The organism is Acuticoccus yangtzensis (assembly GCF_001927245.1).
In the GTDB taxonomy this organism is placed as follows: Bacteria; Pseudomonadota; Alphaproteobacteria; order Rhizobiales; family Amorphaceae; genus Acuticoccus; species Acuticoccus yangtzensis.
In genome coordinates, this window is record NZ_MJUX01000002.1 from 87,439 (window position 1) to 112,627 (window position 25,189).

The 25,189-nt window shown below is 68.8% G+C and carries 21 protein-coding genes, 1 tRNA gene and 1 riboswitch; of the genes, 10 read left to right on the forward strand and 12 right to left on the reverse strand.

What is annotated here, in order from left to right; all coding sequences use genetic code 11:
• Nucleotides 1–120: 120 nt before the first annotated feature.
• Nucleotides 121–243, forward strand: a riboswitch (TPP riboswitch).
• 89 nt (nt 244–332) lie between these two features.
• From thiC to BIX52_RS06645, 3 genes are all read left to right on the forward strand, one after another.
• On the forward strand, nt 333–2,144 hold the full coding sequence (gene thiC, locus BIX52_RS06635) for a phosphomethylpyrimidine synthase ThiC (protein WP_075220278.1): 1,812 nt from the start codon (nt 333–335) through the stop codon (nt 2,142–2,144).
• 168 nt (nt 2,145–2,312) lie between these two features.
• A complete protein-coding gene (locus BIX52_RS06640) occupies nt 2,313–2,957 on the forward strand; it encodes a LysE family translocator (RefSeq protein ID WP_075220734.1) in 645 nt (214 codons plus the stop codon).
• 11 nt (nt 2,958–2,968) lie between these two features.
• Nucleotides 2,969–3,865 carry a dihydrodipicolinate synthase family protein gene (locus BIX52_RS06645; RefSeq protein ID WP_075220279.1) on the forward strand — a complete coding sequence of 299 codons (897 nt, stop codon included), beginning with the start codon at nt 2,969–2,971 and terminating at the stop codon, nt 3,863–3,865.
• A gap of 297 nt (nt 3,866–4,162) precedes the next feature.
• On the opposite strand, the gene BIX52_RS06650 is transcribed toward BIX52_RS06645, so the two are convergent.
• Together BIX52_RS06650 and BIX52_RS06655 are read right to left on the reverse strand one after the other, a co-directional pair.
• Nucleotides 4,163–9,943, reverse strand: a complete 5,781-nt coding sequence (locus BIX52_RS06650) for a DUF3320 domain-containing protein (protein ID WP_245803157.1) — start codon at nt 9,941–9,943, stop codon at nt 4,163–4,165.
• A 392-nt stretch (nt 9,944–10,335) separates the two neighbouring features.
• Nucleotides 10,336–10,411, reverse strand: a tRNA-Thr gene (locus tag BIX52_RS06655).
• 144 nt (nt 10,412–10,555) lie between these two features.
• On the opposite strand from BIX52_RS06655, the gene BIX52_RS06660 reads away from it, so the two are divergent.
• From BIX52_RS06660 to ykgO, 5 genes are all read left to right on the forward strand, one after another.
• Nucleotides 10,556–10,903 (forward strand): BA14K family protein, encoded by a 348-nt coding sequence (locus BIX52_RS06660; protein ID WP_075220281.1) that lies wholly within the window; start codon nt 10,556–10,558, stop codon nt 10,901–10,903.
• Nucleotides 10,904–11,355: 452 nt separating this feature from the next.
• On the forward strand, nt 11,356–12,237 hold the full coding sequence (gene minC / locus BIX52_RS06665) for a septum site-determining protein MinC (protein WP_245803144.1): 882 nt from the start codon (nt 11,356–11,358) through the stop codon (nt 12,235–12,237).
• Between the two features lie 17 nt (nt 12,238–12,254).
• Nucleotides 12,255–13,070, forward strand: coding sequence for a septum site-determining protein MinD (minD, locus tag BIX52_RS06670; RefSeq protein WP_075220283.1), 816 nt, complete (start codon nt 12,255–12,257; stop codon nt 13,068–13,070).
• Complete coding sequence (minE, locus tag BIX52_RS06675; RefSeq protein WP_075220284.1) at nt 13,067–13,354, forward strand: cell division topological specificity factor MinE; 288 nt, start codon at nt 13,067–13,069, stop codon at nt 13,352–13,354. The genes minD and minE overlap by 4 nt, the downstream gene beginning before the upstream one ends.
• 242 nt (nt 13,355–13,596) lie before the next feature.
• Nucleotides 13,597–13,722, forward strand: a complete 126-nt coding sequence (ykgO, locus tag BIX52_RS06680; protein WP_075220285.1) for a type B 50S ribosomal protein L36 — start codon at nt 13,597–13,599, stop codon at nt 13,720–13,722.
• A 147-nt stretch (nt 13,723–13,869) separates the two neighbouring features.
• On the opposite strand, the gene BIX52_RS06685 is transcribed toward ykgO, so the two are convergent.
• The gene (locus BIX52_RS06685) at nt 13,870–14,442 is read right to left on the reverse strand and encodes a tetratricopeptide repeat protein (RefSeq protein WP_139312723.1); all 573 of its coding nucleotides are present in this window, start codon (nt 14,440–14,442) and stop codon (nt 13,870–13,872) included.
• A 287-nt stretch (nt 14,443–14,729) separates the two neighbouring features.
• Here BIX52_RS06685 and BIX52_RS06690 point away from each other — a divergent pair, with 287 nt between their 5' ends.
• Nucleotides 14,730–15,065, forward strand: coding sequence for a hypothetical protein (locus BIX52_RS06690; protein WP_108676449.1), 336 nt, complete (start codon nt 14,730–14,732; stop codon nt 15,063–15,065).
• Between the two features lie 54 nt (nt 15,066–15,119).
• Here the strand turns inward: BIX52_RS06690 and BIX52_RS06695 are convergent, their stop codons facing one another.
• The 9 genes from BIX52_RS06695 to BIX52_RS06735 all read right to left on the reverse strand — a co-directional run bounded on the left by BIX52_RS06695 (nt 15,120) and on the right by BIX52_RS06735 (nt 23,611).
• Nucleotides 15,120–16,133: a 1-aminocyclopropane-1-carboxylate deaminase gene (locus tag BIX52_RS06695; protein ID WP_075220287.1), complete on the reverse strand. Its 1,014-nt coding sequence runs from the start codon at nt 16,131–16,133 to the stop codon at nt 15,120–15,122.
• A 176-nt stretch (nt 16,134–16,309) separates the two neighbouring features.
• Nucleotides 16,310–17,515 carry a BatD family protein gene (locus BIX52_RS06700; protein ID WP_075220288.1) on the reverse strand — a complete coding sequence of 402 codons (1,206 nt, stop codon included), beginning with the start codon at nt 17,513–17,515 and terminating at the stop codon, nt 16,310–16,312.
• A complete protein-coding gene (locus tag BIX52_RS06705; protein WP_208990536.1) occupies nt 17,509–18,195 on the reverse strand; it encodes a hypothetical protein in 687 nt (228 codons plus the stop codon). The genes BIX52_RS06700 and BIX52_RS06705 overlap by 7 nt, the downstream gene beginning before the upstream one ends.
• Entirely contained in the window at nt 18,192–19,112 is a 921-nt protein-coding gene (locus tag BIX52_RS06710) for a vWA domain-containing protein (RefSeq protein WP_075220289.1), read from the reverse strand. The genes BIX52_RS06705 and BIX52_RS06710 overlap by 4 nt, the downstream gene beginning before the upstream one ends.
• A gap of 13 nt (nt 19,113–19,125) precedes the next feature.
• Nucleotides 19,126–20,079: a VWA domain-containing protein gene (locus tag BIX52_RS06715; RefSeq protein WP_083552053.1), complete on the reverse strand. Its 954-nt coding sequence runs from the start codon at nt 20,077–20,079 to the stop codon at nt 19,126–19,128.
• Complete coding sequence (locus tag BIX52_RS06720; RefSeq protein ID WP_075220291.1) at nt 20,076–20,633, reverse strand: hypothetical protein; 558 nt, start codon at nt 20,631–20,633, stop codon at nt 20,076–20,078. The genes BIX52_RS06715 and BIX52_RS06720 overlap by 4 nt, the downstream gene beginning before the upstream one ends.
• On the reverse strand, nt 20,633–21,526 hold the full coding sequence (locus BIX52_RS06725; protein ID WP_075220292.1) for a DUF58 domain-containing protein: 894 nt from the start codon (nt 21,524–21,526) through the stop codon (nt 20,633–20,635). Before BIX52_RS06725 ends, BIX52_RS06720 begins: the two co-directional genes overlap by 1 nt.
• A 52-nt stretch (nt 21,527–21,578) precedes the next feature.
• A complete protein-coding gene (locus tag BIX52_RS06730; protein WP_083660082.1) occupies nt 21,579–22,496 on the reverse strand; it encodes an AAA family ATPase in 918 nt (305 codons plus the stop codon).
• A 230-nt stretch (nt 22,497–22,726) separates the two neighbouring features.
• Nucleotides 22,727–23,611, reverse strand: a complete 885-nt coding sequence (locus BIX52_RS06735; protein WP_075220293.1) for an NAD(P)-dependent oxidoreductase — start codon at nt 23,609–23,611, stop codon at nt 22,727–22,729.
• A 318-nt stretch (nt 23,612–23,929) separates the two neighbouring features.
• On the opposite strand from BIX52_RS06735, the gene BIX52_RS06740 reads away from it, so the two are divergent.
• On the forward strand, nt 23,930–25,183 hold the full coding sequence (locus BIX52_RS06740; RefSeq protein ID WP_170126406.1) for a PQQ-dependent sugar dehydrogenase: 1,254 nt from the start codon (nt 23,930–23,932) through the stop codon (nt 25,181–25,183).
• Nucleotides 25,184–25,189 lie beyond the last annotated feature (6 nt).

Sequence of the window (25,189 nt, forward strand, 5' to 3'; positions counted from 1 at the left end):
CATGGCGGCGTGGGTGCCCCGCTCCCGGATCTTTCCACAACCCCTCTGACGAAGGCGCGGCCGCCGGCCGCACCTCCGTTCGTCCTCGCCATTTGACACGCGGCTGCGGGACGGCGACACTCCCCGCACCTGGGGAGCTCCGGCAAGGAGCTGAGAGGCCGATGGGACGCGGGACGCGTCGCGCGGCGACCCATCGAACCTGATCCAGTTCGTACTGGCGAAGGGAGGGACGTGCGCGCGCACCGGCTCAGGTCGCGTCGTGGCGCACACGACGACGTGTCCTCACCTCACCCGGTCCTTCCTGGATTCGCCCTTTTCGCGGGAGAATCGCCATGGACGCCCCTGTTACCCCCACCGTCACCACCGGCCCGCTGCCCAGCGCCCGGAAGGTCCACCAGCCGGGCAAACTTTACCCCGATATCCGCGTGCCGATGCGCCGGATCGACCTGCATCCGAGCGCCAACGAGGCCCCGCTCACCGTCTACGACAGCTCCGGCCCGTTCACCGATCCGTCCGTCCGGGTCGACATCGCCGCGGGCCTGCCGCGCCTCAGGGCCGAATGGATCGCAGCGCGCGGCGACACGGAGGCCTATGACGGGCGCACCGTCACGCCGGCGGACAACGGCTTCGTCTCCGCAGGCAGGCTGACGCCGACATTTCCGGAGCTCGCCAAGCCGCGGCGCGCGACGGGCGGTCGGGCCGTCACCCAACTCGCCTATGCCAGAGCAGGGATCGTGACGCCCGAAATGGAGTTCGTGGCGATCCGCGAGAATCTCGGCCGGGAGGCGGCGCTGAAGGCCGCCCGCGACGGCGAGGATTTCGGCGCCGCGATCCCCGATATCGTGACGCCGGAGTTCGTGCGTGACGAGATCGCCAGAGGCCGCGCGGTCCTCCCCGCCAACATCAACCACCCCGAAAGCGAGCCGATGATCATCGGCCGCAACTTCCTGGTGAAGATCAACGCCAATATCGGCAACTCGGCGGTCACCTCGTCGATGGCCGAGGAGGTGGAGAAGATGGTGTGGGCGATCCGCTGGGGCGCCGACACGGTGATGGACCTGTCGACCGGCCGCAACATCCACAATATCCGCGAGTGGATTATCCGCAATGCGCCGGTGCCCATCGGCACGGTGCCGATTTACCAGGCGCTGGAGAAGGTCGGCGGCATCGCCGAGGAGCTGACCTTCGAGATCTTCCGCGACACCTTGATCGAGCAGGCCGAGCAGGGGGTGGATTACTTCACCATCCACGCCGGGGTGCGGCTGCCTTACGTGCCGCTGACGGCGGACCGGGTGACGGGGATCGTCTCGCGCGGCGGGTCGATCATGGCCAAGTGGTGCCTCGCCCATCACCGCGAGAGCTTCCTTTACGAGCACTTCGAGGAGATCTGCGACATCTGCCGCGCCTACGACGTCGCCTTCTCTTTGGGGGACGGGCTGCGGCCGGGGTCGATCGCCGATGCCAACGACGCGGCGCAGTTCGCCGAGCTGGAGACGCTGGGCGAACTGACGAAGGTCGCCTGGGCGCGCGACTGCCAGGTGATGATCGAGGGGCCGGGCCATGTGCCGATGCACAAGATCAAGGCGAACATGGACAAGCAGCTCGCCACCTGCGGCGAGGCTCCCTTCTATACGCTGGGGCCGCTGACGACGGACATCGCGCCGGGCTACGACCACATCACGTCGGCGATCGGCGCGGCGATGATCGGCTGGTTCGGCACGGCGATGCTTTGTTATGTGACGCCGAAGGAGCACCTCGGCCTGCCGGACCGGGACGACGTGAAGACAGGCGTCGTCACCTACAAGATCGCCGCCCATGCGGCCGATCTCGCCAAGGGGCATCCGGGCGCGCAGGCGCGTGACGATGCGCTGTCGCGCGCCCGGTTCGAGTTCCGCTGGGAGGACCAGTTCAACCTGTCGCTGGACCCGGAGACCGCGCGCGACTTCCACGACCTGACGCTGCCGAAGGAGGCGCACAAGGTGGCGCACTTCTGCTCGATGTGCGGGCCGAAATTCTGCTCGATGAAGATCAGCCACGAGATCCGCGCCGATGCGCAGAGCCGGGCCGACGCACAGAGCGGAATGGACGAGATGTCCCGGCGCTTCCGCGAGGGCGGTGATCTCTATGTGGCGGTCGAGGGCTGATCGAGAGCAGCCCGACGCCAAGGCGGCAAGCCGGCATTCAACGATGCGCCTCCGACGGCTCTTCGCCGGGGGCACCTGAGTTCCGTCCTTTGGTCGGAATGCTCAAGGCACCTTCTCCACCCATGGAGGGCGTTGCCCGCCGAGCGGATCATGCGGTATCACCATGCCATGCCGGATCCGTCTCAGCTCGCCCTCTTCCTCGCCGCCGCGTTCGTCCTTGCCGTCACACCCGGCCCGGGCATCTTCTATGTCGCCGCACGCACCCTCTCCGGAGGACGGCCGGAAGGGATCGCGTCCAGTTTCGGCAACGGGCTCGGCGGCATGGTCCATGTGCTGGCGGGAGGCCTCGGCGTGTCCGCACTCGTCCTGGCGAGCGCCGAACTCTTCACCGTGCTCAAGCTCGCCGGCGCCGCCTACCTCGTCTGGATGGGCATCCGCACCTTCCGATCGGCACGGACCGACGCGCTGACCACTCTCAGCGGCAAGATACCGCCGCCGGTCGGCACCAGGCGGGCGTTTCGCGAAGGCGTGATGGTGGAAGCCCTGAACCCGAAGACGGCCGCCTTCTTCCTCGCCTTCATCCCGCAGTTCGTCGATCCGGCGAACAGTGTCGCCCTGCAGTTCGTGGTGCTGGGGTCGATCTCGGTGGCGCTGAACACCCTCGCCGACATCGCCGTGGCCATCGCGGCCGGACGCGTGCGCGACGGTGCGACGGCACGCCCCGGCCTGATCCGCCGGTTGCGGGAGGGGGCCGGAGGCGCGATGGTTCTCCTCGGTGTCGGCCTCGCGCTGGCAAAACGCCCCGCGCATTGATCGATCCCGCCATGTCGTTTTTTCAGGGCCTGTCGGCCTTCCCCCTCACCCCGGTCGATGCGGCAGGCAAGGTCGAGGACGCCACGCTGGCCCGCTTTCTGGACCGCATCATCGATGCGGAGGCGGGCAGTATAGGCCTGCTCGGCAGCACGGGCGGGTATGCCTACCTGTCCCGCGAGACGCGGCGGGTCGCCGTGCGGGTGGCGGTCGATCATGTCGCCGGGCGCGTGCCGGTCATCGTCGGCGTCGGCGCGTTGCGTACGGACGCGGCGGTGGCCCTTGCGCAGGACGCCAAGGCGGCAGGCGCGGACGGCCTCCTTCTGGCGCCCATGTCCTATACGCCGTTGACCGCCGAGGAGGTTTATCGGCACTTCGCCGCCGTGGCGGACGCGGGCGGGCTGCCGCTGTGCATTTACAACAATCCGAGCACGACCGGGTTCACCTTCACGGCCGACCTGATCGCCCGTCTGGCGAAACTGCCGCACGTCGCCGCCGTGAAGATGCCGCTCGCCGCAAACGGGGCCTATGCCGACGAGCTGAAGCGTCTGCGTGCGCTGACCCCGGACGGCTTCGCCATCGGCTACAGCGGCGACTGGGGCGCGGCGGATGCGCTGCTGGCGGGCTCTGATGCCTGGTACAGCGTGATTGCGGGGTTGCTCCCCGGACCTGCTCTCGCCCTGACCCGCGCGGCGCAGGCAGGCGACGCCGCCGAGGCTCGCCGGATCGATGCAGCGTTCCGGCCGCTATGGGACCTGTTCAAGGCTCGTGGAAGCTTCCGTGTCATGTTCATGATCGCGGACGTCCTGGGGCTCGCCGCCCTGGAGCCTCCCCGGCCGATCCTGCCCCTGCCCGACAGCGAACGTGGCGCGGTCGAAGCCGCGTTGAACGCGCTCGGCGAGATCGAGTAGCGGGCCGCTGACGATACCGGTCCGACCGCACGTGGAATGACGCTCAGTCGGGTTGGCGGCGCTGACGCCGGGTGCTGCGATGGCGCGGACGGTGCCCGCCCGGATGACGCCGTCACCTTGGCACGCCGCACCGCCGAGCTGCTTGGTGGAGGGCCGATGTGACGGACCGCCGGCTGGGACGAAAGTTGGACTGGGATTTGCCCCGTAGCGGACGGGAAGGCCATGACTTCCCGTCCGCAGCCGCTTTAATGCCCCCGCTGGCCTTAGTCCGCTCGGTCCTGGCCGAGGCCGTCCCCGTCAGCTCGCACCCGCCTGCCACTGGCGGCACATGTCGAGGTAGCTCCTGGCGTCCTTGCTGAGGCGGTTGATGCCGAGGCGGCGCGCGAGCTCCAGCGTGGGGTCTTCGGCCGCCGCGAGATCCGCGGCGATCTGATCGATCACCCACGCGATCTCCGAGCGTGAAACGTCGCGGAGGGTTCGGTTGCCAAGCCCTCGAAACGGCACGCGCTCAACCCGGTTCGCAGGAGCCCAAACGAAGGCGGTTCCGAACTCCTCCTCCACCAGAACGCCACCCAAGCTGTTTTGGACCTGCGCGAAGATCCTGCCGCCGGTCCGTTGCCACCCGTGACGCACCGCGACAGCCCGCGCCAGAGAGGTCACCGGCATCGGCCCCTCTTCGGTGACGATGTCGACGATCAAGCTCTGCAGGACAGAGGCATATTCCGGATCGAAGAACCTCTCCGCATCGAGGATGCCATCGATCGGGAGGTCCGTGATCGGGATGTCCATGATTGCACGGTCTCCCACGGGATCTGCGGCATCCGCGCGCGCAAGATCTTCCGCATCCGATGCAACAACCGCGTGCTCCTCTTCGACAACCCGTGCCGGAGCGCCCAGTGCCCTCACCTCCTGGAAGGCGATCCTCTCGACCTCGATCCGCTCGGCACCGGGCGGCAGGGCTGCGATCTCCGGCGCAATCGACGGGGCGGGCAGGGCGATCACGGGTGCGTGTTGCTGCTCACTCGACCCGGTGTCGTCCACCCACTCCCAGGCGGCGGTGCTGCCCGCGCGCTCGGCTTCGTCGGCCTCGGCGCGTGCGGCTCTGTCCGCCTGCAGGAGTTCGAGCAGTTGTCCGTCGATCCGGGCGAGAACGTCCTTCCAGTTGCGGAACCAGTCGGTCGACCAGATGCGCAGGATGCGCCAGCCGAGCCCCTCCAGGACGGCTTGGCGGATCTTGTCGCGATCCCGCGCAGTCGCCGAGGAGTGATATTGTGCGCCATCGCACTCCACACCGGCGAGATAGGCGCCGGCGTGGTCCGGATTGACGACGCCGAGATCGATGCGGAAGCCCGACACGCCCACCTGCGTGCGCACATCCCACCCCTTGGCGCGCAGGGCCTCGGCGACCGCCTCCTCGAAGGGGCTTTCCGCCGGGCCCAGCGATCCCTCTTCCCGCGCCGGCAGCGCAACCGGCCCCCGCTCGGCATAGTCGAGGAAGGCCTTGAAATCGCGCACGCCCGTCGCGCGCGTCTTGCCGAGGTCGATCTGATCCGCCGTGATCGAGGCGAAGACGTGCAGCTCCTGCCGTGCGCGGGTGACGGCGACGTTGAGCCGTCTCTCGCCGCCATCGCTGTTGAGGGCGCCGAAATTCATTGTCAGCTTGCCGGCGAGATCCGGCCCGAACGTGGTCGAGAAGAGCATGACGTCACGTTCGTCACCCTGGATGTTCTCGAGGTTCTTGACGATGAGCGGCTCCTCGCGGTCGTCGGAGAAGAACCACTCGAGACGTGGGTCCTGACGGCGCACCTCGTCCAGAAGGTCCATGATGAGGCCCTGCTGAGTTTGATTGAACGTGATGACGCCGAGGGTCGGACGCTTGTCCTCCGGCCATTCGAGCCAAGCCTGAAGCCGGCCCCGAATGTACGCCGCCGCCGCCTTCGCCTCCTTCTCGTTGATCCGGCCCTTGCCACGGGCGTAGATGCCGCCCGTCTTGTGGAGGCGGATCGCGTCCGAGCCGGTCGCCGGCGCCGGGAAGGTGACGAGGCCGCCGCCATAATAGAAGTGGTTGGAAAAGGCGATCAGCGCCTCGTCGCGGCTGCGGTAGTGCCAATCGAGGCGGCGCGTCGGGATGCCGGCGGACGCCACCTCGTCGAGGATCGAGGGCATGTCCTTCTCGATCGCCGGCTCGTCCGTCTCGCTGCCCTCGTCCGAGCGGCCAAAGAAGTTGGTCGGCGGAAGCTGCTTCGGGTCGCCGACGATGATCGCCTGCCGTCCGCGGGCGATGGCGCCGACCGCGTCCCATGTGGTGATCTGCGAAGCCTCGTCGAAAATCACCACGTCGAAGGCCTGGGCGCCGGCGGGCAGATATTGCGCAATGGAGAGCGGCGACATCAGCACGCAAGGCGCGAGTTTGGGTAGCGTATCCGGCATCTCGGAGAGGAGCGCTCGAACCGAGAGGGACGGGCGCTTCAGCCCAAGCTGATGGCGCAGCGTTCCGAGTTCGGACTTGCGAGGCACGCCGTCTTTGGCCGGAAGCTGATGCGCGATCCGCCGCATGATCTCCGCGGGGGCGAGTTCGGCAGCACGATCGTCGATCGCACGAAACGCCTTGATCCGGTCGTCGTGCTCCCAATGAGCGAAGCGGCGCAACTCGTCGCGGGCATCGAGCGCGAGGGGGAGCCACCATCGGGCATAGGCGCGGCGGAAGGCGAGCGCGATGTCGTTGCCGACGGTTCCGCTCTCAACGGCCTCGACGACGGGGCCGAGGCCGGCCATTTCGGCCGCCCCCTTCGCTTCCAGCCAGCGGATCCAGTCGGCGATACGGGAGCGGTTCCCGATCAGCTCCGCCATCAGCGCGGACAACTCGCCAAGGGTTACCGGCTCCGGCAGGGAGCCGCCCGCCTCGTTGAAAAGCCGCGCGGCCTCGGCGAAGTCTGCTTCGGCCTTAGAATAGGCGATCGCAGCACGCCGCACGTTGTCGTCGCGACCGCTGGCAAGTTCCTCGAAAGCTGCAGCGCAGCGCACAGGCTCGTCCGCATCGCCCGCGGCAAGGAGCGCGACGGCCTTGAGGCGGGCCGCCGCTTGCGCGAGATGCACCACCTTCTGCGGGTCGTCACGCTCGCTGGCGAGCGGCGCCAGAGGGTTCTCGTCGAGCGACTGGAGCCGGGTCTTCAGCTCGAACAACGGCGCGATATCCCGCCCCGGATCGGGGCGCCCCCCGTCACAATAGGTGGCGAGAAGCCGTCGTACCTTGCCGCGTGCAAAGATCGAGAAGGGCCACATCTTCGCCTGTGCGGTCCGCCACGCGGTGTCGATCTCCTCGATCGGCAAGCGGCGGATCGAGGCGGCCTGGTAACGGACGGACGTTTGCGCATGTGACGCCACCAGTCCGGCGTGGTCCGCCTGGTAGGACGTACTCGCGGCGATGAGGCGGCGCTCGTCGAGATCCGGCACCTCGGAGAGGTCCAGCGGGTTTCCGTCGGTCAGATTGCCGATTCGCCCCAGGATCGCACGGCGCTCCGACGAGATGTTGCCATCGCGCGATAGGCCGAAGAGATCCTCCAACGCGGCGCAGCGTTCCTTCAGCGCAACCAATGAGCGGACGACGCGTTCGACCGCTTCGAAGAAACGCGCCTCCCAGGCGTGGGACCAATCCGTCGTCTGGATGGTCTCGAACGCCGGCCCCTCGCGAACCACGGCATGGGTGCGGGCGAGATCGCCGGCCAGACGTGAAAGCTCCCTGAAGCGATCGGTATCGTGCGCATCCTTTGACGCGAAGGCCAGCTTTGGGCCGGGCGTCTCCGTCGCGAGCCAACTGATGGCCTCGAAGACGCTGAAGCCTTGGGATCCCTTCTCGTGCAGCGCGGCAACGTAGGCGTTGAGCTGGTCGCGCGTCAGGCGCAATTCGTCCGTCACCTCGATCCACGCGGCGCCGCTGGTGCCGGACGCGCGATCCCAGTTGCGGCCGAGCTGGTCGAGCACGGCCTTGCGATCAGTCTTGTTGGAGTGAAGCTCCAGGATCGCGTCGGCGAGGCCGTACCGCGTGAGACGGCGGTTCACGACGTCGAGCGCCGCCGCTTTCTCGGCCACGAAAAGCACGGACTTTCCCGACGCCAAGCACTGGCAGATGATATTGGCGATCGTCTGGCTCTTGCCCGTCCCCGGCGGCCCGATGAGGACGAAGTCGCGCCCCTCTCCCGCGGCGACGACGGCGGCGAGCTGGGAACTGTCGGCCGGCAACGGCGTCAGAAGTGCGACCGGATCGACCGACGTGTCGAGATCGCGCGGCGCGACCGCTGCCGGCGCATCGGCGGCAAAAGCCTCAGTGGGATTTTCCACCAGATGCCGGACGAGAGCGTTCTGGCAGAGCTGGTCGGAGCGATCGACCAGATCCTTCCACATCAGGTACTTGGCGAACGAAAAGGTCGCGAGGGCGAGATCTTCGACGACCTCGAAGCCGGCGACGTCGCGCACCTTCTGTCGCATGATGTTGAGGATGCGCGGCACGTCGACACCGCTCTCGTCGCGCGGCAGGTCGCCCTCGAACTCAGGAATCTTCAGATCGAAATCGCGCTTCAACATCTCGATCAGGGTCGAGTTGAAGCGCACCTCGTCCTCGTGATGGGCGAGGGTGAACTTCGATTGTGCGGATCGCCGCTCCAGCTTCACCGGTAGGAGCAGGAGCGGGGCGCGGTACGTCCTGGTGTCACTGTCCTTCTTCTTCCAACGCAGGAACCCGGCGGCGAGGAAGAGAGTATTGGTGCCCCCCTCCTGCATGTCGCTGCGCGCCCGCCGATAAAGGGCGAGAAGGCGGTTGTCGGCGTCCTTGGCCGTGAGCGGGATGGCCACCTGGCCTTTCGCGAAGGCGTCCTCCGCCGCGCTCTCCTCGATCCGCTCGCGATCAGCAGGGGAAAGGATGCGCGCGCCGACCGGATCGTCCTCACGCAGCGCAAACGCCTGGAAGCGCTTGCCGTCCGCCAGCATGTCCTCAAGCTTCGAGATGTCCGGGCACAACAGCGGCACCGTCTGCGCGTTGGCCACGAAATTGAGAAGCCGATTGCGAAGCGACAGATCGAGCAGCTTGCGCTGCCACCGCTCGATGCGGCCGGTCGCGGTCGTCGGCGCCTCTTCGGCCACCTCGCTCGGCAGCGCGTCGAAGTCGAGGAGCGGCGGCAACGGCGCTGCCACAGTCCCCTCATGCTCGTCGGTCCCGTCCGCTGCACGAACATGAGAGGCGAGAGGATAGATTTTTGCGGCACGGGAACGGGCGATGTCGACCGCCATGACGAACTCGTCCTCGCGCTCCTCAGAAAGGCGGCGGCGTCCCTCGTCGACGGCCTGCTTGAGGCCGATCGTCGGCCGTTTGGTCAGAAGCGTCGTCTCGATCGCCAGGAATTCACGCGATTGAATGGCCTTGCGCACGGCGACGACGTCGGGCTCCGTCACCGCGCCGAAGTCGCGCTTGACGAGCCAGACGCCGACGAAGGCATGGCCCTTCGTGAACAGGACGACCGGGTTGAGGCCGGTCGCTTCGAAGGCTGCGGCGAGCAGCAAGGTGCTGTCCAGACACGTGGCGAGCCCTTCCGAGCGGATGCGGCTCGGCCCCCTCACCTTCTGCCCTTCGAGCTCGAACGACGCGGGTGGTTCGGCATAGGTCAGCCCGAGTGCCGTTGCCGCAGACCAGAGCGCGCCGACCAGGAGCCAGACGCGCTGGGGATCGTCCGACTGATAGCCTTCCATCGACCCGTCGTGGCCGGCGCGCTCCAGAACGCGAGACGCCTCTTTCAGGAGGCTGGCAACCGCCGGCTCGTTCGGGGAAACGTAGGCGGCGAGGAGCTGCGCCATATCGCCGACGCCGCCCCACTCATCGCGCGCCAGCATGGTCAGCGGCTGATGCGCTTCAGCGATGATGGCGTCGCCTGCCGTGACGTCGAGCCTCAACTCGCCGCGTTCCGCTTCGTCGAGACCGGCAAGGCGTTCCACATCGAACGATAGCGCCAGATTGCGTAGCTGAACTGTCGCGCCTGGGTTCAGGCGGTCGATCTTCCAGATCTTCTCTCGGATGATCGGGGGGATCACGCTCAAACGAACGTTCAAGCTTTCGAACGCGTGTGGGCTGTCGTTTCTCAACTGCAGGCGACGGACGATCGCTACGTCATTCTGAGCTGACGCGAAATTGGCTTTGCCGATCGCATCGACTTCGATTGCGAGCGGTTGATCAGTTGTCGGCAGATGTTCGTCATGTTCTTCTAAATTCATTGTCTAATAAATGCCTTCAATCTTCACGCCACGGAGTGGAGTAGGAATGCTAACCATAAGTCAACGACAGGTTCGCGATCAGACGCTGCGGCCTTCGGTCATGCGGCTTCTGAGGGAGGACGCGAACCGCTGCAAAAGCAAGGGTGTGTGAACCGCGCATGCAAATGGCCGTGTCTGCCTTACGGGTCAGACACCCAAATTATTGAAATCATTGGTGCCGGCTGAGGGACTCGAACCCCCGACCCCCTGATTACAAATCAGGTGCTCTACCAACTGAGCTAAGCCGGCCCGCTGCGGGGCGCGTCGCGGCGCCCGCCGCAGCCGATTGTGGCATCGGCGCCACGTTATCGGCACGAAGGCCGCCCCCGTCAATCCAGCCGTTGAACTTCCTCACGCTCTCCGTCACGGTGGGCATCGATTGACGAGGGATCTATGCGCGCGTTGTACCATTTGATCGCCGTCGGTGCAGGCATGGCCGCCTTGGCCAGCAGCGCCGGGGCCGCGGATCTCAACCATTATACCGGCAAATACGGCAGCCGGCCCATGTATTTCGGCTCGAACGAACCCTGGTCGGTGATGAAAGAGCGCCCGCCGCGCAAGGGCGACTGGTACTTTACCGCGCCCGTCACGCCGACGGTCAACATGCTGGTGCCGATGAACCAGCGGCAGATCCGCTCGTGGACCCCGGAGTGGTACGCCTACTGCGCCGCCCGCTGGCCGAGCTTCAATCCCAAGACCGGCTTCGTCTCCACGCCGGACGGGCCGCGCGCCTGCTTCTGACCTCCCGAGGACACGCCGGCGTCGGCCTAGGCAGGCCGCGCGCCTTCGCGACGCGCCTCTGAACTCAGACCCTCCGCGATCACGACTGCAGCCTCGCGCAGGCGGGTGCAGCATTTCGACCCGACCGTGACATCCGCCGCCGGTCGGCGCGGTGCCATGCGAACCGCATCGACGACCGTTCCCACGCGCCCGAATTCCGGCTGAACGTCCAACCGCTTGCGGGAAGCCACGCGGCTGGACCGTCATCCAAAGACCCGCCAGCCCGCGCCCACCGCGGCCGATCATCTGTGGATGCCGCCACGGAAACGGCCCCGACGCCTCGCACCGAATCAGTCGTTAACCCAAGATTCACCGCGTTCATATTGATTGTTCGTCACGCGGAACCGGGTTTAACGTTCGTGCAACAAACAACTCCACCACAACGATCGATTCGGTTCACCGGGCGCTCCTTCATGGCGTTCGTGCTGACCCCGATGCCCCCCATCGCCGAGTGGCTGGCCGACTTCGACACGTTCGCCAAACGCTCGCCCGGCTTCTTCGCCGGCCGCCCCGTGGTCGTCGACATCTCGCACATGCCGGCAAGCCGCCCCGAACTCGTGCACATGGTGACCGAGCTGAAGCGGCGGAACGTCACCATCATGGGCCTCGACGGGCGCACGCCCGGCGAACTCGGCGCCGACGCCAGGGGCCTGCCGCCGATCCTCAGCGGCGGCAAGGAAATCGCCGCGCTTTCCCAGCTCGCCGACACGATGCAGTCGACCGAGATCGCCAAGCTCATCGACGCGGTGCAGGACGCCTCCATCACCGCGCCGCCGCCGGCCGAGCCCGGCGAGAGCGAGGCCGCCGCCGAAACGCCCGACGCAGCGCCCGAAAACGCGCCCGCAGAGGCCGTCCCCGGCGAGGCGGCCGTACCGAGCGAACCGGCCGTCCCCGCCGCGCCCGGCCCCGTCTCTGCCGTGACGGAAGCCGCCCTCGCCGCGGTGGAAAAGGCCATCGACACGCCCGACCCCGATACGCTGATCATTGACCATCCTGTGCGCTCGGGGCAGTCGGTCGTGCACCTGACCGGCGACGTCGTCGTCATCGGCTCCGTCGCGTCCGGGTCGGAGGTCGTCGCCTCCGGCTCGATCCACATCTATGGCGCGCTGCGTGGCCGCGCCATTGCCGGCTCGGCAGGCGACCGCAATGCCCGCATCTTCACGACGCAGCTCAATGCCGAGCTCGTCGCAATCAACGGTCTTTACAAAACCGCGGACGATCTCAATCCGAAGTGTGTCGGCCGTGCCGTCCAGGCGTGGCTGGACGGCGACTCGCTCAAGATGGCCGCGTTCTGATGAAGGGAAATGATACCATGTCGAAGGTCCTGGTCGTCACGTCGGGCAAGGGGGGCGTCGGCAAAACCACGTCGACCGCGGCTCTCGGCGCCGCGCTCGCCCGCGCGGGGAAAAACGTCGCCATCGTCGACTTCGACGTCGGCCTCAGAAATCTCGACCTCGTGATGGGCGCCGAACGCCGCGTCGTGTTCGATCTCATCAACGTCATCAACGGTGACGCCAAGCTCTCCCAGGCCCTCATCCGCGACAAGCGGATCGACACCCTGCACCTCCTCCCCGCGTCCCAGACGCGCGACAAGGATGCGCTCACCGAAGAGGGCGTCGCCGGCGTCATCGCCGAGCTGCGCGAGAAGTTCGACTACATCCTGTGCGACTCGCCCGCCGGCATCGAGCGCGGCGCGACGCTCGCCATGCGCCATGCCGACATCGCCATCGTGGTCTCCAACCCCGAGGTCTCCTCGGTGCGTGACTCCGACCGCATCATCGGCCTGCTCGATTCCAAGACCATGCGCGCCGAGAACGGCGACCGGGTGGAAAAATACCTCCTCGTCACCCGTTACGACCCGGTGCGCGCCGACCGCGGCGAGATGCTGAAGGTCGAGGACGTGCTGGAAATTCTCTCCATCCCGCTCCTGGCCGTCGTGCCGGAGAGCCAGGAGGTGCTGAAAGCCTCCAACCTCGGCATGCCGGTGACCCTCGGTGCGCCCAATTCCCACCCCGCCAAGGCCTACACCGATGCGGCCCGCCGCATCATGGGCGAGACGATCGAGATCGAGATCCCGACCGACAAGCGTGGCCTTTTGGGCAAAATCTTCGCAAGGAAGGCGGCATGAGTCTTTTTGAGATCTTTCGCAAAAAGAAGTCGTCCGCGCCGGTTGCGCGGGAGCGGCTGCAGATCATCCTGGCGCATGAGCGTTCGGCGACCTCCACCTCCGACATCCTCGTCACGCTGCGCGAGGAGATCCTACAGGTGATCGCCAAGCACATGACCATCGACCGCGACAAGGTGCGCGTCTCCATGGACCGTGGCGACGACGTTTCCCTGCTCGAGGTCGACGTGGAGCTGCCCCTGAAGGACGAAGGCGGCGAGAATGTCCGCCTCGCCATGACCGGCTGATCCAGACGGACTGAGCAGTCCCTTCCGGCTGTGCCCATGCCGGATCGGGGGCCGGATCGGGAGTTCGCAACATGGCACGAACCGCTTGACAGGTCGGGCTTCCCCTCCCTAATAAGCGGGAAGGTCGGCGCGGTTCATTCCGCGCCGTATTTTATTGTGCGGTGGGCGGCAGCGGCACGTTGCGGCGCATCGCGAGTTGGAACGGCGCGGGAGACCGCGCCGGGATCAGTCCGGAGCGCGACATGAAGATCAAGAACTCGCTGAAGGCGCTGATGCAACGCGACCGCAACAACAAGCTGGTCCGCCGCAAAGGGCGCGTTTACATCATCAACAAGAAGGCCCCGCGCTACAAGGCGCGCCAGGGCTGAGGTCCCGCCGGCCTTCGGGCCGCCGGCTCCGCCGTTGAGCCCGCGGTTACGCCGCCGGGCGACTAATTATCAAGCGACGAAAAAAGGCGCCGCGGTCCTGCCGCGGCGCCTTTTTTCGTACCCGGCTCGCAGGCCCGGCCGCACCGCTCACGCCGCGCTGCCGTCGACCTCCAGCTTGAAGCGGTCGCGCCGGTCGCGCGTGTCTTCGAGGAAGGGGTGGATCTCCAAGGCGCGGGTCATCACGTCCACCGCGGCGGCCTTCTGGTCCATCGACACCATAATCACCGACAGGCCCACCAGAGCGCCCCAGTGGCGCGGCTCCAGCTTCAAGGTCTGCTCGATATCGGCAATCGACCGCCCATAGTCGCCGGCCAGGAAGTTCACGGTCGCGCGGCGGTTCCAGCCCTCGGCGAAGTCCGGCTTCAGCCGCACCACACCGTCCAGCAGGTCGAGCGCCAGGCCGTAGTCCTTACGCCGCATCGCCACCGCGGCGCGGTTCATCAGGAGGTCCACCGTGTCGCTGCCGGAGGCGGTCATGCGGCGCAAGATGTGGCCGGCGATGCGGTCCGCCCGCTCCTTCGTGGTGGCGCGGGCCAGCTCGTCGAACATGCGGTCGAGCCGTGAGGCGCGGCGCTCGTCCGCCGAGGGTGCGCGTGGCCGGTCGAGCCTGTCGGCCCGGTCGCCCTTGTTCGCGGTGATGCCGCCAGGGTCGGACGGCAACGGATAGAGCCCGCTCTGGGCCCCGGCCGGACCGGCTGCGCACACCGACAACGCAACCGCAAGAAACAGGCGCTTTGTGCTGATCATCGCCTGAGTGTGCGCGCGATCCGCCCGCCAGTCAAAGGGCACCCGGTCGCAGCCCTGCCGCAGCCGGCGCACGCTCGCTCCAAGCCCCGCCACGGCCGGACGCACAACCGTGACGGGCATCACTGCGAAACGCTCAATCAAAGGCGATCTTCAGGTGGTCGGCGGGACAGACCCGCCCCAGCAAACCGGAGAGACCCACAATGAAGTCCATCGTCGCCACTTCCACCGCCGTGGTCATCGCTGTCTCGGCCCTCACCGTCACCCCGGCCGCGCAGGCCGCCCCTCTCGTCGCCGCCGCGCAGAGCGACGTGACCGCCGCCGGCCACCGCGGCCGCCCGCACCACGGCCACCATCGCCGCCCCCACCACGGTCATGGCGGGGCCGCCGCCGCGGGCATCGTCTTCGGCCTCTCGGCGCTCGCCATCGGCGGCGCGCTTGCCGCACAGAGCCGCCCCCGCTGCTACATCGAGCAGGTGGAGGTGTGGAGCCCGCGCCGCCAGGCCTTCGTCATCCGCGACCGCGAGGTCTGCCGCTGAGCTTACAAAAAAGCCGCCCTCAAAGGCGGCTTTTCGTGGTCCCCGGGCGGCGCTTCAGCCGTCCTTATAATAGTAGCTGTAGCCGTTCAGCGCGGGCGCCCCGCCGAGGTGTGCGTAAAGCACCTTCGACCCCTTCGGAAAATAGCCCTTCCGCGCAAGGTCGATCATCCCTTGCATGGATTTGCCCTCGTAGACCGGGTCCGTCATCATCGCCTCGGTGCGGGCGGCGAGGCGGATCGCGTCGTTGGTCTCCTCGCTCGGCACCCCGTAGGCCGGGTAGGCGTAGTCCTCCAGGATGACGATCTCGTCCTCACGCACCGCCCGCCCGAGGCCGACCAGCTCCGCCGTCCCGTCGACGATCTGGCGCACCTGGGCGCGGGTCTGCGCCGGGGTGGCCGAGGCGTCGATGCCGATCACCCTGTCCGCCCGGTCCTGCGCCGCGAAGCCGACGATCATGCCGCCCTGCGTCGACCCCGTCACCACGCAGACGATGATGTAGTCGAACCGGAAGCCGAGATCCGCCTCCTGCCGCGCCACCTCCTCGGCGAAGCCCACATAGCCGAGCCCGCCATATTTGTGCACCGAAGCGCCTGCCGGGATCGCATAAGGCTTGCCGCCCGCGTCCTTCACCGACTGGATCGCGTCCTCCCAGCTCTGGCGGATGCCGATGTCGAAGCCGTCCTCCACAAGACGGCTGTCCGCGCCCATCAGGCGGGTGAGCAGAATGTTGCCGACGCGGTCATAGACGGCGTCGAAGTGCGGCACCCATTTCTCCTGCACCACGACGCACTTCATGCCGAGTTTGGCCGCCGTGGCCGCCACCATGCGCGTGTGGTTCGACTGAACGCCGCCGATGGATACCAGCGTGTCCGCCCCCGCGGCGATCGCGTCCGGAATGATATATTCCAGCTTCCGCAATTTGTTGCCGCCGAATGCGAGGCCCGAGTTGCAGTCCTCGCGCTTGGCCCAGATCTCCACGTCCGCGCCGATGGCGGCCGACAGGCGCGGCAGCTTTTCGATCGGCGTCGGCCCGTAGGTCAGCGGATAGCGTTCGAATTTCTCCAGCATCGGCGGCGGTCCCTTTTCGTCGATAGTGCCGCGCAATCTAGCCGGGCCGGGGCGAAAGGTGCTCCCATAATGCGGGCTCAAGGGGCGCCGATGCTGCATCCACGCCGGCAAAGGGCCGCTATCGCTGCAATGAAGACCTCATCTGCGGAAGATACTTTCACCCCGTGCGGCCTCCGTCAGACCGGCGCGCGCGGCCGGCGCAATGCGTCGGCTCTGAGGCGGCGTGCCAGCGCTCTCAACGCAGCACGCTCGGGCACCGGCGCGCCCGGCGGGCCGAACAGGGCACGGTCCACCGCTGCGAGGTCGCCGGGCCCCGCCCCTTCCGCCGCCGCCGCGGTGCGGAACGCCGCCAGATCGCCCCGCCGGGCCGCCCGCATCATCGCCCGCTCCGCGCGTGACGGAACCACCCGCCGCACCCGGCGCTCAAGCTCCGCCCGGCTCGCCATCCGCGCGCCCGGCAGCGCCAGCCCCAGCGCGACCACCACGCCCGCACCGGCCGCCGCGAGCGCCAGCCACGCCCGCCCGAAGCCCTCGCGCCAACCCTCCGCCCGGTTCTCGGCGAACCCCGTCACCGCGATCGGCACCGCCGGAAGCGTCACCACGTGCGCTTCCCGCTCCAGCGTGTCGTAAAACGGGATCTCCACGGCGGGCAAAACGCCCGGCTCGCCGGTGATCGGCTGGAAGGTCCACTGCCAGGTGACCGTGCTGATCGGCCCGCCCCAGGTCAGCTCGGTGGTCCGCTTCTCCGGCGCAACGAACGTGATCAGCCACGGCTCACGCATCTGCGGCTGCGGCGGCAGCATCTCCGCCGTCGCCCCCAGCGCCCACAGCGTCACCCGCCGCGTCACCGTGGCGTTCGGCTCCAGTTGGCCCGGCCCCTTGTCCCAGCGGTCGGACATCTCGATCATCTTGACCGGCATCCACCACGCATCGTCCTGCACGGGTGCAGGCGCCACGGCGAGCGTCACCGGCGCGGAGGAGATCACGTGATCGTCCCACCCGCCCTCGGGGCTGGGGATCGACAGATGGTCCTTCACGGGCGCGATGGTGAGCACCCCAGCCCGCTGCGGGAAGAAGGCGAGGCGCCGCTCCATGACCCGCACCTGGCGCCCCTCGATGCGGTCGGCGCGCCACACGTCTTGCGTGAGCTGCATCCATTCCAGCCCCGGCATGCGCGGGATTTCGACCTCGTATCGCGCCACCTCCACCTCGAAGGTCACGCGCAAGGTGGCGAGCACCATCTCGCGCACGACCGGCGGCGCGCCGCGCTCGTCCAGCACGACCTCGATGCGCGCATCCTTCGGCGACAGCGTCGCCGCGGCGGCGGGCCAACCGGCGGACACCGCCAGAAGGGCGGCGAGTATCAGGCGCATCATCACCATGGCGAGGCCTCCTCCGTGGCCGGAATGCCCGCCGCCCGCCGCCTGTCATATTCGGCGATCAGGCGCTTCTTCAGATACTCGCCCGGCGCATCGTCCAGCGTTTCCAGCCACTCCGACGTCGCCGCCACGGTGCGCGCGTCCACCGCCTTGCGCAGAGCATCGGAGGGGACCACGGGGACGTGAGGGTTGTCCGGGTCGAAGATCGCCGCCTCGATGCCCTCGCCCGCCAGATGCGCGCGGATGCGCCCGCGCCCCATCGCCTCGCCCTCGTGCGGCGGCACCAGCGCGCCCACCACCTCGCGATTGTGGCGCGCCCCGGCGTCGAACCTGTTGGCGAAGAGGACGGCGTCGAAATAGTCCGCCGACAGCGAGAAGTCGCCCGTCGCGGCGAGGCTGTTGCCGCGATTATAGGTCACGCGGCGGCCGATCTCGCGAAACAGGGCGTCGGCCTCGGCGTAGCGGCCGAGGTCGTAGAGGGCGGCGCCCCTCACCGCGTCGTCGCCGAGGAAGGGGAGCGCGGCGCCCGGCAGGCCGGCCATGAAGGCGAGCCGCGCGAAAGCCGCCGGGCCCGCCGCGACGGCCGCCGCCAGCGCCACCAGTGCGAGCGCCACGAAGGGCCGCCGCACCAGGCGCCGGGCGAGGTCGCGCGGAGCCGCCAACAGTTCCCCCCGCGCCCTCATCGCGGCCTCCGGAAGAGGAAGGCCGCCGGGACCAGCGCCAGGAACAGAAGGGCGCGGCCGTGGTCATCGTACATCAACGCGGCGATCTCGCGCGGCAGGGTGGCGGTGGAGGCTGCGGCGAGGCGGTCCGCCAGCGCCCCCGCCTCGTCCGGCCGCACCATGGTCCCGCCGCCGGTCCGTGCCAGCGCCGCCAGCGCGTCCGGCTGCGGCTGCGGCGCCCCATAAGGCCGCTCCGCCGGGGCGATGTAGACAGCCGACAGCACCGCACCGGCCTCTCTCAGCGCGTTCGCCGCATCCGTGGCCTGCGGGCCAAGCCCGCCGCCGTCGGAGATCAGCACCACGTCGCGCCGCAACTCCGCCTCGCGCGGCAGAACGTCGGCCGCCAAGACGAGTGCGCGGTCCGGGCGGCTTCCAGCATCCGGCATCGTGTCCGGCCCCAGGACGGAGACCAGCGTTTCGAGGAGGCGCGGATCGTCGGTCGGCGCGCTGGCGAGATAGGCGTCGGCCGCGAACAGGATCAGCGCCACCGGCCGCCCGGTGGACCCGAGGAGCCGCGCCGTCACAGCACGCGCGGTGTCCAGCGTCCCGCCCTCGGTCATGGAGCGCGAGAGGTCGACCGCGACCACCACCGTGTCGAGGCTGCGCAGCGCCGGGGCGGTCTCGCGCTCCGTCGCCGGACCCGCCAGGGCGAGCGCCACGATACCCGCCGCCACCGCCAAGAGGGTCACGCGGTGGTCCTCCCCCGCCGCCCGCACGAAGCCGAGCGAGACGAGGTGCGGCCGGAGCTGGCTGTCGATCAGCCCCGCCCAGCCGGAGCGCCGCTCGCGCCGCGCCGCCACGAAGGCCAAGAGCGCCACGGCCGGCAGCGCCGCCAGCCACAGCGGGCGCAACAGGGTGAGACCCATGAGCTCGATCATGCCGCGCGCCCCCTCACAACAGCCGCCGCCCCGCCGCCAGCACGGCGAGCGCCAGCGCCAGCGCCGCCCCCGCGGGCCACGGCCACAACGCCTCCAGCGCCATCACCGGCGGCGCGCGCGACTGGGACGGCTCCAACCGGTCCACCGCCTCGGCGACGCGGGTCAGCTCGTCGGTGGAGCGCACGCGGAACATCTCGCCGCCGGACAGGCGGGCGACGTCGGTGAGGGTGGCGACGTCCAGCGCGTCGGCGCGGCCGCGCGCCATCAGCGCCTCGGCCCGCTCCGGCCCCAGCGCGATGGTGTGGATGCGGATCCCCCGCGCGGCGCCGAGCCGCGCCGCCTCCGCCGGGTCCACCCGCCCGGTGGTGTCCACCCCGTCCGACAGGAGGATGACGACGCGGCTATCCGCCGTTCCTCCGTCGAGCCGCTTCATGGCGAGGCCGAGCCCGTCGCTGATCGCCGTGGAGCGGCCGGAGACGCCTACCGTCAGCGTCTCCACCACGTGGGCGACGCTGGTCACGTCGTGGGTCAGGGGCGCGGCGACATAGGCCTTGTCGCCGAAGACGACGAGGCCGACCCGGTCGCCCGCGCGCCCCTCCACGAACCGCGCCGCGACGCTCTTCACCGCCTCCAGACGCGACACCTCCGCCCCGCCCAGAATGAAGTCCTCGGTTTCCATGGAGCCGGACAGGTCGATGGCGAGCACGATGTCGCGGCCGGACGCGGTGATGATGTCGAGGCTCTTGATGCGCTGCGGTCCGGCCAGCGCCACCACCACCAGCGCCCACACGGCGAGCGGGGCAAGGAGGCCGACGCGCCGCCGCGTGCCGCCGGTGCGGGTGACCTCCGCGGCGAGGGCGGGCGGCAGATAGGCCGCGCTCACCGCCCCAGCCCTCGCCGCCCGCCACACGAAGGCGACGAGCGGCAGGAGAAGCAGCAAGAAGGCGCCGGGCGCAGCAAAATTCACCGCGTCCCCTCCCCTGTCCCGCGGGGCCACGTCGCGCCCGGCGAAGTCACGCGGGGCGACGTCACGCGGGGCAAAGTCACGCCGGCCGCGGTGTCGTATCGGGCGGCGCCGGACGAACCGGCGGACCCGTCCCGCGATGGGGTGCCCGGCGCGCGCCTCCGCCGGCCCTGCTGCGCGGCGCGCGCGAGGATCTCGGCCTCGATCGCGGCGAAGTCCGGCGCTGTGCCGGGGGCGTAGAGCACGTCGTCGAGGCCTGGCGGACGCGGCGCATCCGGCCCCGCGGCCGCCAGAAGCCGCGCCAGGCCGACGAGCCGCGCCTCAGCCGGGGCCTGCGCGAGAGCGGCGATGCGCGCCGCAGCCTCGGCCACAGGGTCCACCCGCCGTGCGAGCAGCGGGCGCAGCAGCAGGACGAGCACGAGCGCGGCGATGACGCCGAGCGCGAAGGCGGCCAGCGCATCGCGGGGGCCGAGCACGGCATAGTCCACCGGAAGGCGGATCGGCCGCAGAGCCTCCACCAGCGGAGCCGGATCGAAAGTGTCGCCGTCGCCCGCCATTAAGAAAGGTCCAGTCCGTCCAGCCGGGCGGGGGCGGCGGAGTCGACGATCCGCACGCGCGCCCCCAGCGCCTCGAACGCGGCGATGCGCCCGCCTTTGTCGGCCGCCGAAAAGCGGCCCTCGGTCACGATCCCGTCGTCGCCATAGAACGTGATGCGGCCGGCGGGGGGTGTGGCCTCGAACGGATCACGGATGAGGATCAGCGTCAGCCGGCGGCGCCGGGCCAGTGCGCCGACCACCGCGTCGAACGCGGCTCCGGGCGTGTCCAGTCCGGTGGCGCAGAGGATGGCGCCCCCCGGCGGCACCAGACGGCCCGCCCTCTCCAAGCTGGCCGCCAGCGGCTCGGTCGTGCGGCGGCCACTCGCCGCGGCCTCGCGCGCATGGGCGAGAGCGCGGCGGTGGGAGTCCTCCAGGGCGCCGGCGATCTGCATCATCGTCGCCTCGCGGGCGCGCACCGGGACATGGTCGAGCGCACCGTCGCGCACGGCGAGGAGGCCCGCCTTGCCGCCGCCGTCGATCACCTCCCACCCGGCCGCGGCCAGCACCTCCGCCGCGGCCACCGAGCGCAGCCGCCCCCGCGTCGCCCACAGCATGGGGCTGCGAAAGTCCGCCACCAGCAGCGCCGCCCGGTCGCGTTCTTCGTGGAAGGTGCGCACGTGGAGGCGGCCGGTGCGCGCCGTGGCGGCGGCGTCGGCGTGGCGCAGGTCGTCGCCCTCGGCGAAGGGGCGCACGTCGTTGATGTCGAGTCCGTGGCCGCGCCGCCGCCCTGCGAAGCCGCCGGGACGCAGCACGCTCGGCACCGCGCGGCGGCGGGCGGCCGCACCGGTGTGGCGCAGCGCCACCAAGGCGTCGAAGGCCACCTCCGTGGCGCTGTTGCGCGGCGCCGCGCTCATGGCCGGGGCCACCTCATCAACGGCGCCCCAGTGCCGCGCGGCGTCCGTCCGGTCACAGCGGACGCACGGCGGCGAGCGCGGCGGCGATCAACCCGCGTGCCGTCTCCCCGTCCGCCGTCGCCCGCCACGTCGGCGCCAGACGATGCGCCAGAACGTCCGGCGCCAGCGCGGCGACGTCCTCCGGCACCACGAAGGCGCGGCCGGCGAGGAAGGCTCGCGCCCGCGCCGTCGCCGCCAGCGCCAGCGTCCCGCGCGGCGAGACCGCGTGGCCCACGCGCCCGGCGATCCCCGCCTCACCGTCCGCCCGCGTCGCCATGACGAGGCGCACGATATAATCCTTCACCGCGGCCGACAGATGCACCGTCGCCACCGCGCGCCGCATGTTCGCCAGCGCCGCGTGGCTGACGTGCTCCTCCATCGCCAGCGGCACACCCGTCCCGGCCTCACCCTCCACGAGGTCGAGAATGGCAAGTTCCGTCGCCGCGTCCGGCAGGCCGACCAGGACATGAAAAAGGAAACGGTCGAGCTGCGCCTCGGGCAGCGGGAAGGTGCCCTCGTGCTCGATCGAGTTCTGCGTCGCCACCACCATGAAGGGGTCCGGCAGAGCGCGGGTCGCCCCGCCGACCGTGACCTGATGCTCGGCCATCGCCTCCAGCAGAGCCGACTGCACCTTGGGTGGCGCGCGGTTCACCTCGTCCACCAGCACCAGATTGTGGAACACCGGGCCGGGGACGAACTCGGTCACCCCCCGCTCGGGCCGGAACACCTGGATGCCGACGATGTCGCCCGGCATGAGATCCGGCGTCGCCTGGATGCGGGAGAAGGCGCCCTCCACACCGTCGGCGAGCCGTTTCACGGCGCGCGTTTTCGCAACGCCCGGCGGTCCCTCGACCAGAACGTGACCACCGACCAGAAGCGCGATCACCAGCCGTTCGACCAGCGCCTCGTGACCGACGAGGCCGGCCGTCATCGCCCCCAGAAGCGCCTGAGCGGGGCCATGAGCCCCTGTCTCGGCGCGCACGGGCGCCCCCTCACTCACCGACACGTCGCACCATGGACCACGGGTCCTTCCCTTGCCTTTGAGGCCCGCAGTCTCACGCCGCAGACGGCGAAGGGAAAACGAGACCTTAGTGGCATTCCGTCCGGCCGCCGGTGAAGAATGCCGACCGGACGACCGCCAACCTGCTGACGGACAAGTGGTCAGGCCGGAGCGTTTTCCTTGCGGAAATAGTCGATCAGCTTGGGGATGTGCGAATCGCCCCCGCCGGCCTCCACCACTCCGGACAGCGCGGCATGCACCGCATCGGCGATCGCGTGCCGCGCGCCCGCCTCGTCGGACATCTGGCGATAATAGCCGATGTCCTTCAGGCTGTTGGAAATGGCGAAGGGGATGCCCGACGCGTCGCCTTTGGTGATGAACGGGGAGAGCCGCTCCAGCGCCATGCCCGCCCCGCCGCCACGCGCCAGAACATCGACGAAGACGTCGGGCGCCACGCCGCCGTCGGCAGCCTGTGCCGCCGCCTCCGCCAGCAGCGACATGAAGCCGATCGCCACGAAGTTGTGCAGGAGCTTCATCTTGTGGCCCGCCCCCAGCGCGCCGACATGGTCGATATTCTCGGTGAACGAGGCCAGCACGGGGCGCACCGCGTCCAGAACCGCAGGGTCGCCGCCGACGAGAAGGTTCAACTTCCCCGCCCGCGCATGCTGGACGGTGCGCGTCATCGGCGCGTCGATGAACCGGCCGCCGGCGGCCTCCACCTTCGCCGCCATCTGCGTCGTCGATCCCGGCAGCGAGGTCGAGCAGTCGACAACGACCGCGCCAGGCTTCAATGCCGAAAGAACACCGTCCGCCCCGCTCAGCACCGCCTCCACCTGCGGCGATCCGGTGACGCACAGGATGATCACGTCGCTCGCCGCCGCCACCTCACGCGGCGTGGCGACGCCGGTGGCGCCGAGGCCGACGAGATCGTCAACCGGCTGATTGCCCGGATGCTGCATAAACGTCAGCGTGAAGCCGCCGCGCTGCACCACGTTGAGCGCGATCCCGTGGCCCATCATGCCGACACCGATGATCCCGACGTCCATAGGTCCTCCCCGCCGCATCTGTCGTGCGGCTCGTTCGATCCGGCCTTTGGCGGCCTTGCCGTTTTCAACGCCCAGAACAATCGCCAAAAGGCAAGGCGCGCAAGGGGCGACAGGCATCGCCGCGGCGCCAGAACGGTGCGCAAGAGGGCGCTTGAGGACTGACGTGCCTTTACGTCTTCTTCCTTCAGACACGACCAAATGGGTAATTGTCAGAAATTCTCGCGCAATTTAGGAAAGGGGTTGAGCGGCCTGCGGGATCGCCGCCGAACAAATTTAAAATAACCTGCTCGTAAATTGCAGGACTGGGAGGGATACATCATGATGCATCGCACCATCATCGGGACTCTGGCCGCCTCGCTTCTGGCCACCACCGCCATGGCCCAGGCGCCCGTGCCGGACAATCTTGAGAAACTCTCGAATTTCCAAAGCACTGGCATCACCGAATTCACCACCATCGAGCAGGGTGGGCAAAAGGCCGAAAACCTCTCGAAGATCCTCGAGAACATCACGCTGCCGGACGGGTTCAAGATCGAGCTCTACGCCATCGTCCCCGACGCGCGGCACATGGCGGTCGGCCCGCAGGGGATCGTCACCTTCGTCGGCACCCGCAAGACGAAGGTCTGGGCCGTCACCGACCGCGACAAGGACCGCGTCGCCGACGAGGTGAAGGATTTCGCCCCCTCGCTGCCCTTCACCATCCCGAACGGACCGTGCTTCTCGCCGGACGGCTTCCTCTACATCGCCGAGCAGAACCGCGTTCTGGTCTTCCCCGCCGCCGAGTTCTTCTATGAAAGCCCGGATGTCGCCGCGTTCAACGTGGTGAAGCAGGGCGACCTCATCCCGGCGTCGGAAGAAAGCTTCAACCACACCGCACGCGTCTGCAAGATCGGGCCGGACGGCAAGCTGTACATCTCGCTCGGCCAGCCGTTCAACGTCTTCGCGCCGGAGAAGATGGACCTCTATCACGAGACAGGGATCGGCGGGATCATCCGCATCGGTACCGACGGCACCGGGCGCGAGGTCTTCACCACCGGCATCCGCAACTCGGTCGGGCACGACTTCCACCCCGAGACCGGCGACCTGTGGTTCACCGACAACCAGGTCGACGGCATGGGCGACGACATCCCGCCGGGCGAGCTGAACCACCAGACCGAGCCCGGCCAGCACTTCGGCTTCCCCTATTTCGGCGGCGGCAACGTGCGCACCAATGAGTATAAGGGCCAGGAGCCGCCCGAGGGCGTCGTCTTCCCCGCCGTCGAAATGACCGCCCACGCGGCCGATCTCGGCATGGAATTCTACTCCGGCTCGATGTTCCCGGCGGAGTACAAGAACGCCATCTTCTCGGCCCAGCACGGCTCGTGGAACCGCACCAAGCCGGTCGGCGCCCGCGTCATGGTCACCACCATCGACGCCGACGGCAACGCCACCACGAAACCCTTCGCCGAAGGCTGGCTGACGGACGGCGGCGAATATCTCGGCCGCCCGGTCGACATCGCCGAACTGCGCGACGGGTCCATCCTCGTATCCGACGATCTGGCCGGCGCCATCTACCGCATCTCTTACGGCGAATGAGCCGCT

Coding starts and splice junctions, on each gene's coding strand:
- BIX52_RS06700 (WP_075220288.1), bottom strand. CDS start 17,515: ATGGTGATGATGCGCCTGATACTCGCCGCCCTTCTGGCGGTGTCCGCC.
- minC (WP_245803144.1), top strand. CDS start 11,356: ATGGCGTTCGTGCTGACCCCGATGCCCCCCATCGCCGAGTGGCTGGCC.
- thiC (WP_075220278.1), top strand. CDS start 333: ATGGACGCCCCTGTTACCCCCACCGTCACCACCGGCCCGCTGCCCAGC.
- BIX52_RS06710 (WP_075220289.1), bottom strand. CDS start 19,112: ATGATCGAGCTCATGGGTCTCACCCTGTTGCGCCCGCTGTGGCTGGCG.
- BIX52_RS06660 (WP_075220281.1), top strand. CDS start 10,556: ATGCGCGCGTTGTACCATTTGATCGCCGTCGGTGCAGGCATGGCCGCC.
- BIX52_RS06645 (WP_075220279.1), top strand. CDS start 2,969: ATGTCGTTTTTTCAGGGCCTGTCGGCCTTCCCCCTCACCCCGGTCGAT.
- BIX52_RS06720 (WP_075220291.1), bottom strand. CDS start 20,633: ATGGCGGGCGACGGCGACACTTTCGATCCGGCTCCGCTGGTGGAGGCT.
- BIX52_RS06735 (WP_075220293.1), bottom strand. CDS start 23,611: ATGGACGTCGGGATCATCGGTGTCGGCATGATGGGCCACGGGATCGCG.
- BIX52_RS06725 (WP_075220292.1), bottom strand. CDS start 21,526: ATGAGCGCGGCGCCGCGCAACAGCGCCACGGAGGTGGCCTTCGACGCC.
- BIX52_RS06695 (WP_075220287.1), bottom strand. CDS start 16,133: ATGCTGGAGAAATTCGAACGCTATCCGCTGACCTACGGGCCGACGCCG.
- minD (WP_075220283.1), top strand. CDS start 12,255: ATGTCGAAGGTCCTGGTCGTCACGTCGGGCAAGGGGGGCGTCGGCAAA.
- BIX52_RS06640 (WP_075220734.1), top strand. CDS start 2,313: ATGCCGGATCCGTCTCAGCTCGCCCTCTTCCTCGCCGCCGCGTTCGTC.
- BIX52_RS06730 (WP_083660082.1), bottom strand. CDS start 22,496: ATGACGGCCGGCCTCGTCGGTCACGAGGCGCTGGTCGAACGGCTGGTG.
- ykgO (WP_075220285.1), top strand. CDS start 13,597: ATGAAGATCAAGAACTCGCTGAAGGCGCTGATGCAACGCGACCGCAAC.
- BIX52_RS06705 (WP_208990536.1), bottom strand. CDS start 18,195: ATGAGGGCGCGGGGGGAACTGTTGGCGGCTCCGCGCGACCTCGCCCGG.
- BIX52_RS06740 (WP_170126406.1), top strand. CDS start 23,930: ATGATGCATCGCACCATCATCGGGACTCTGGCCGCCTCGCTTCTGGCC.
- BIX52_RS06690 (WP_108676449.1), top strand. CDS start 14,730: ATGAAGTCCATCGTCGCCACTTCCACCGCCGTGGTCATCGCTGTCTCG.
- minE (WP_075220284.1), top strand. CDS start 13,067: ATGAGTCTTTTTGAGATCTTTCGCAAAAAGAAGTCGTCCGCGCCGGTT.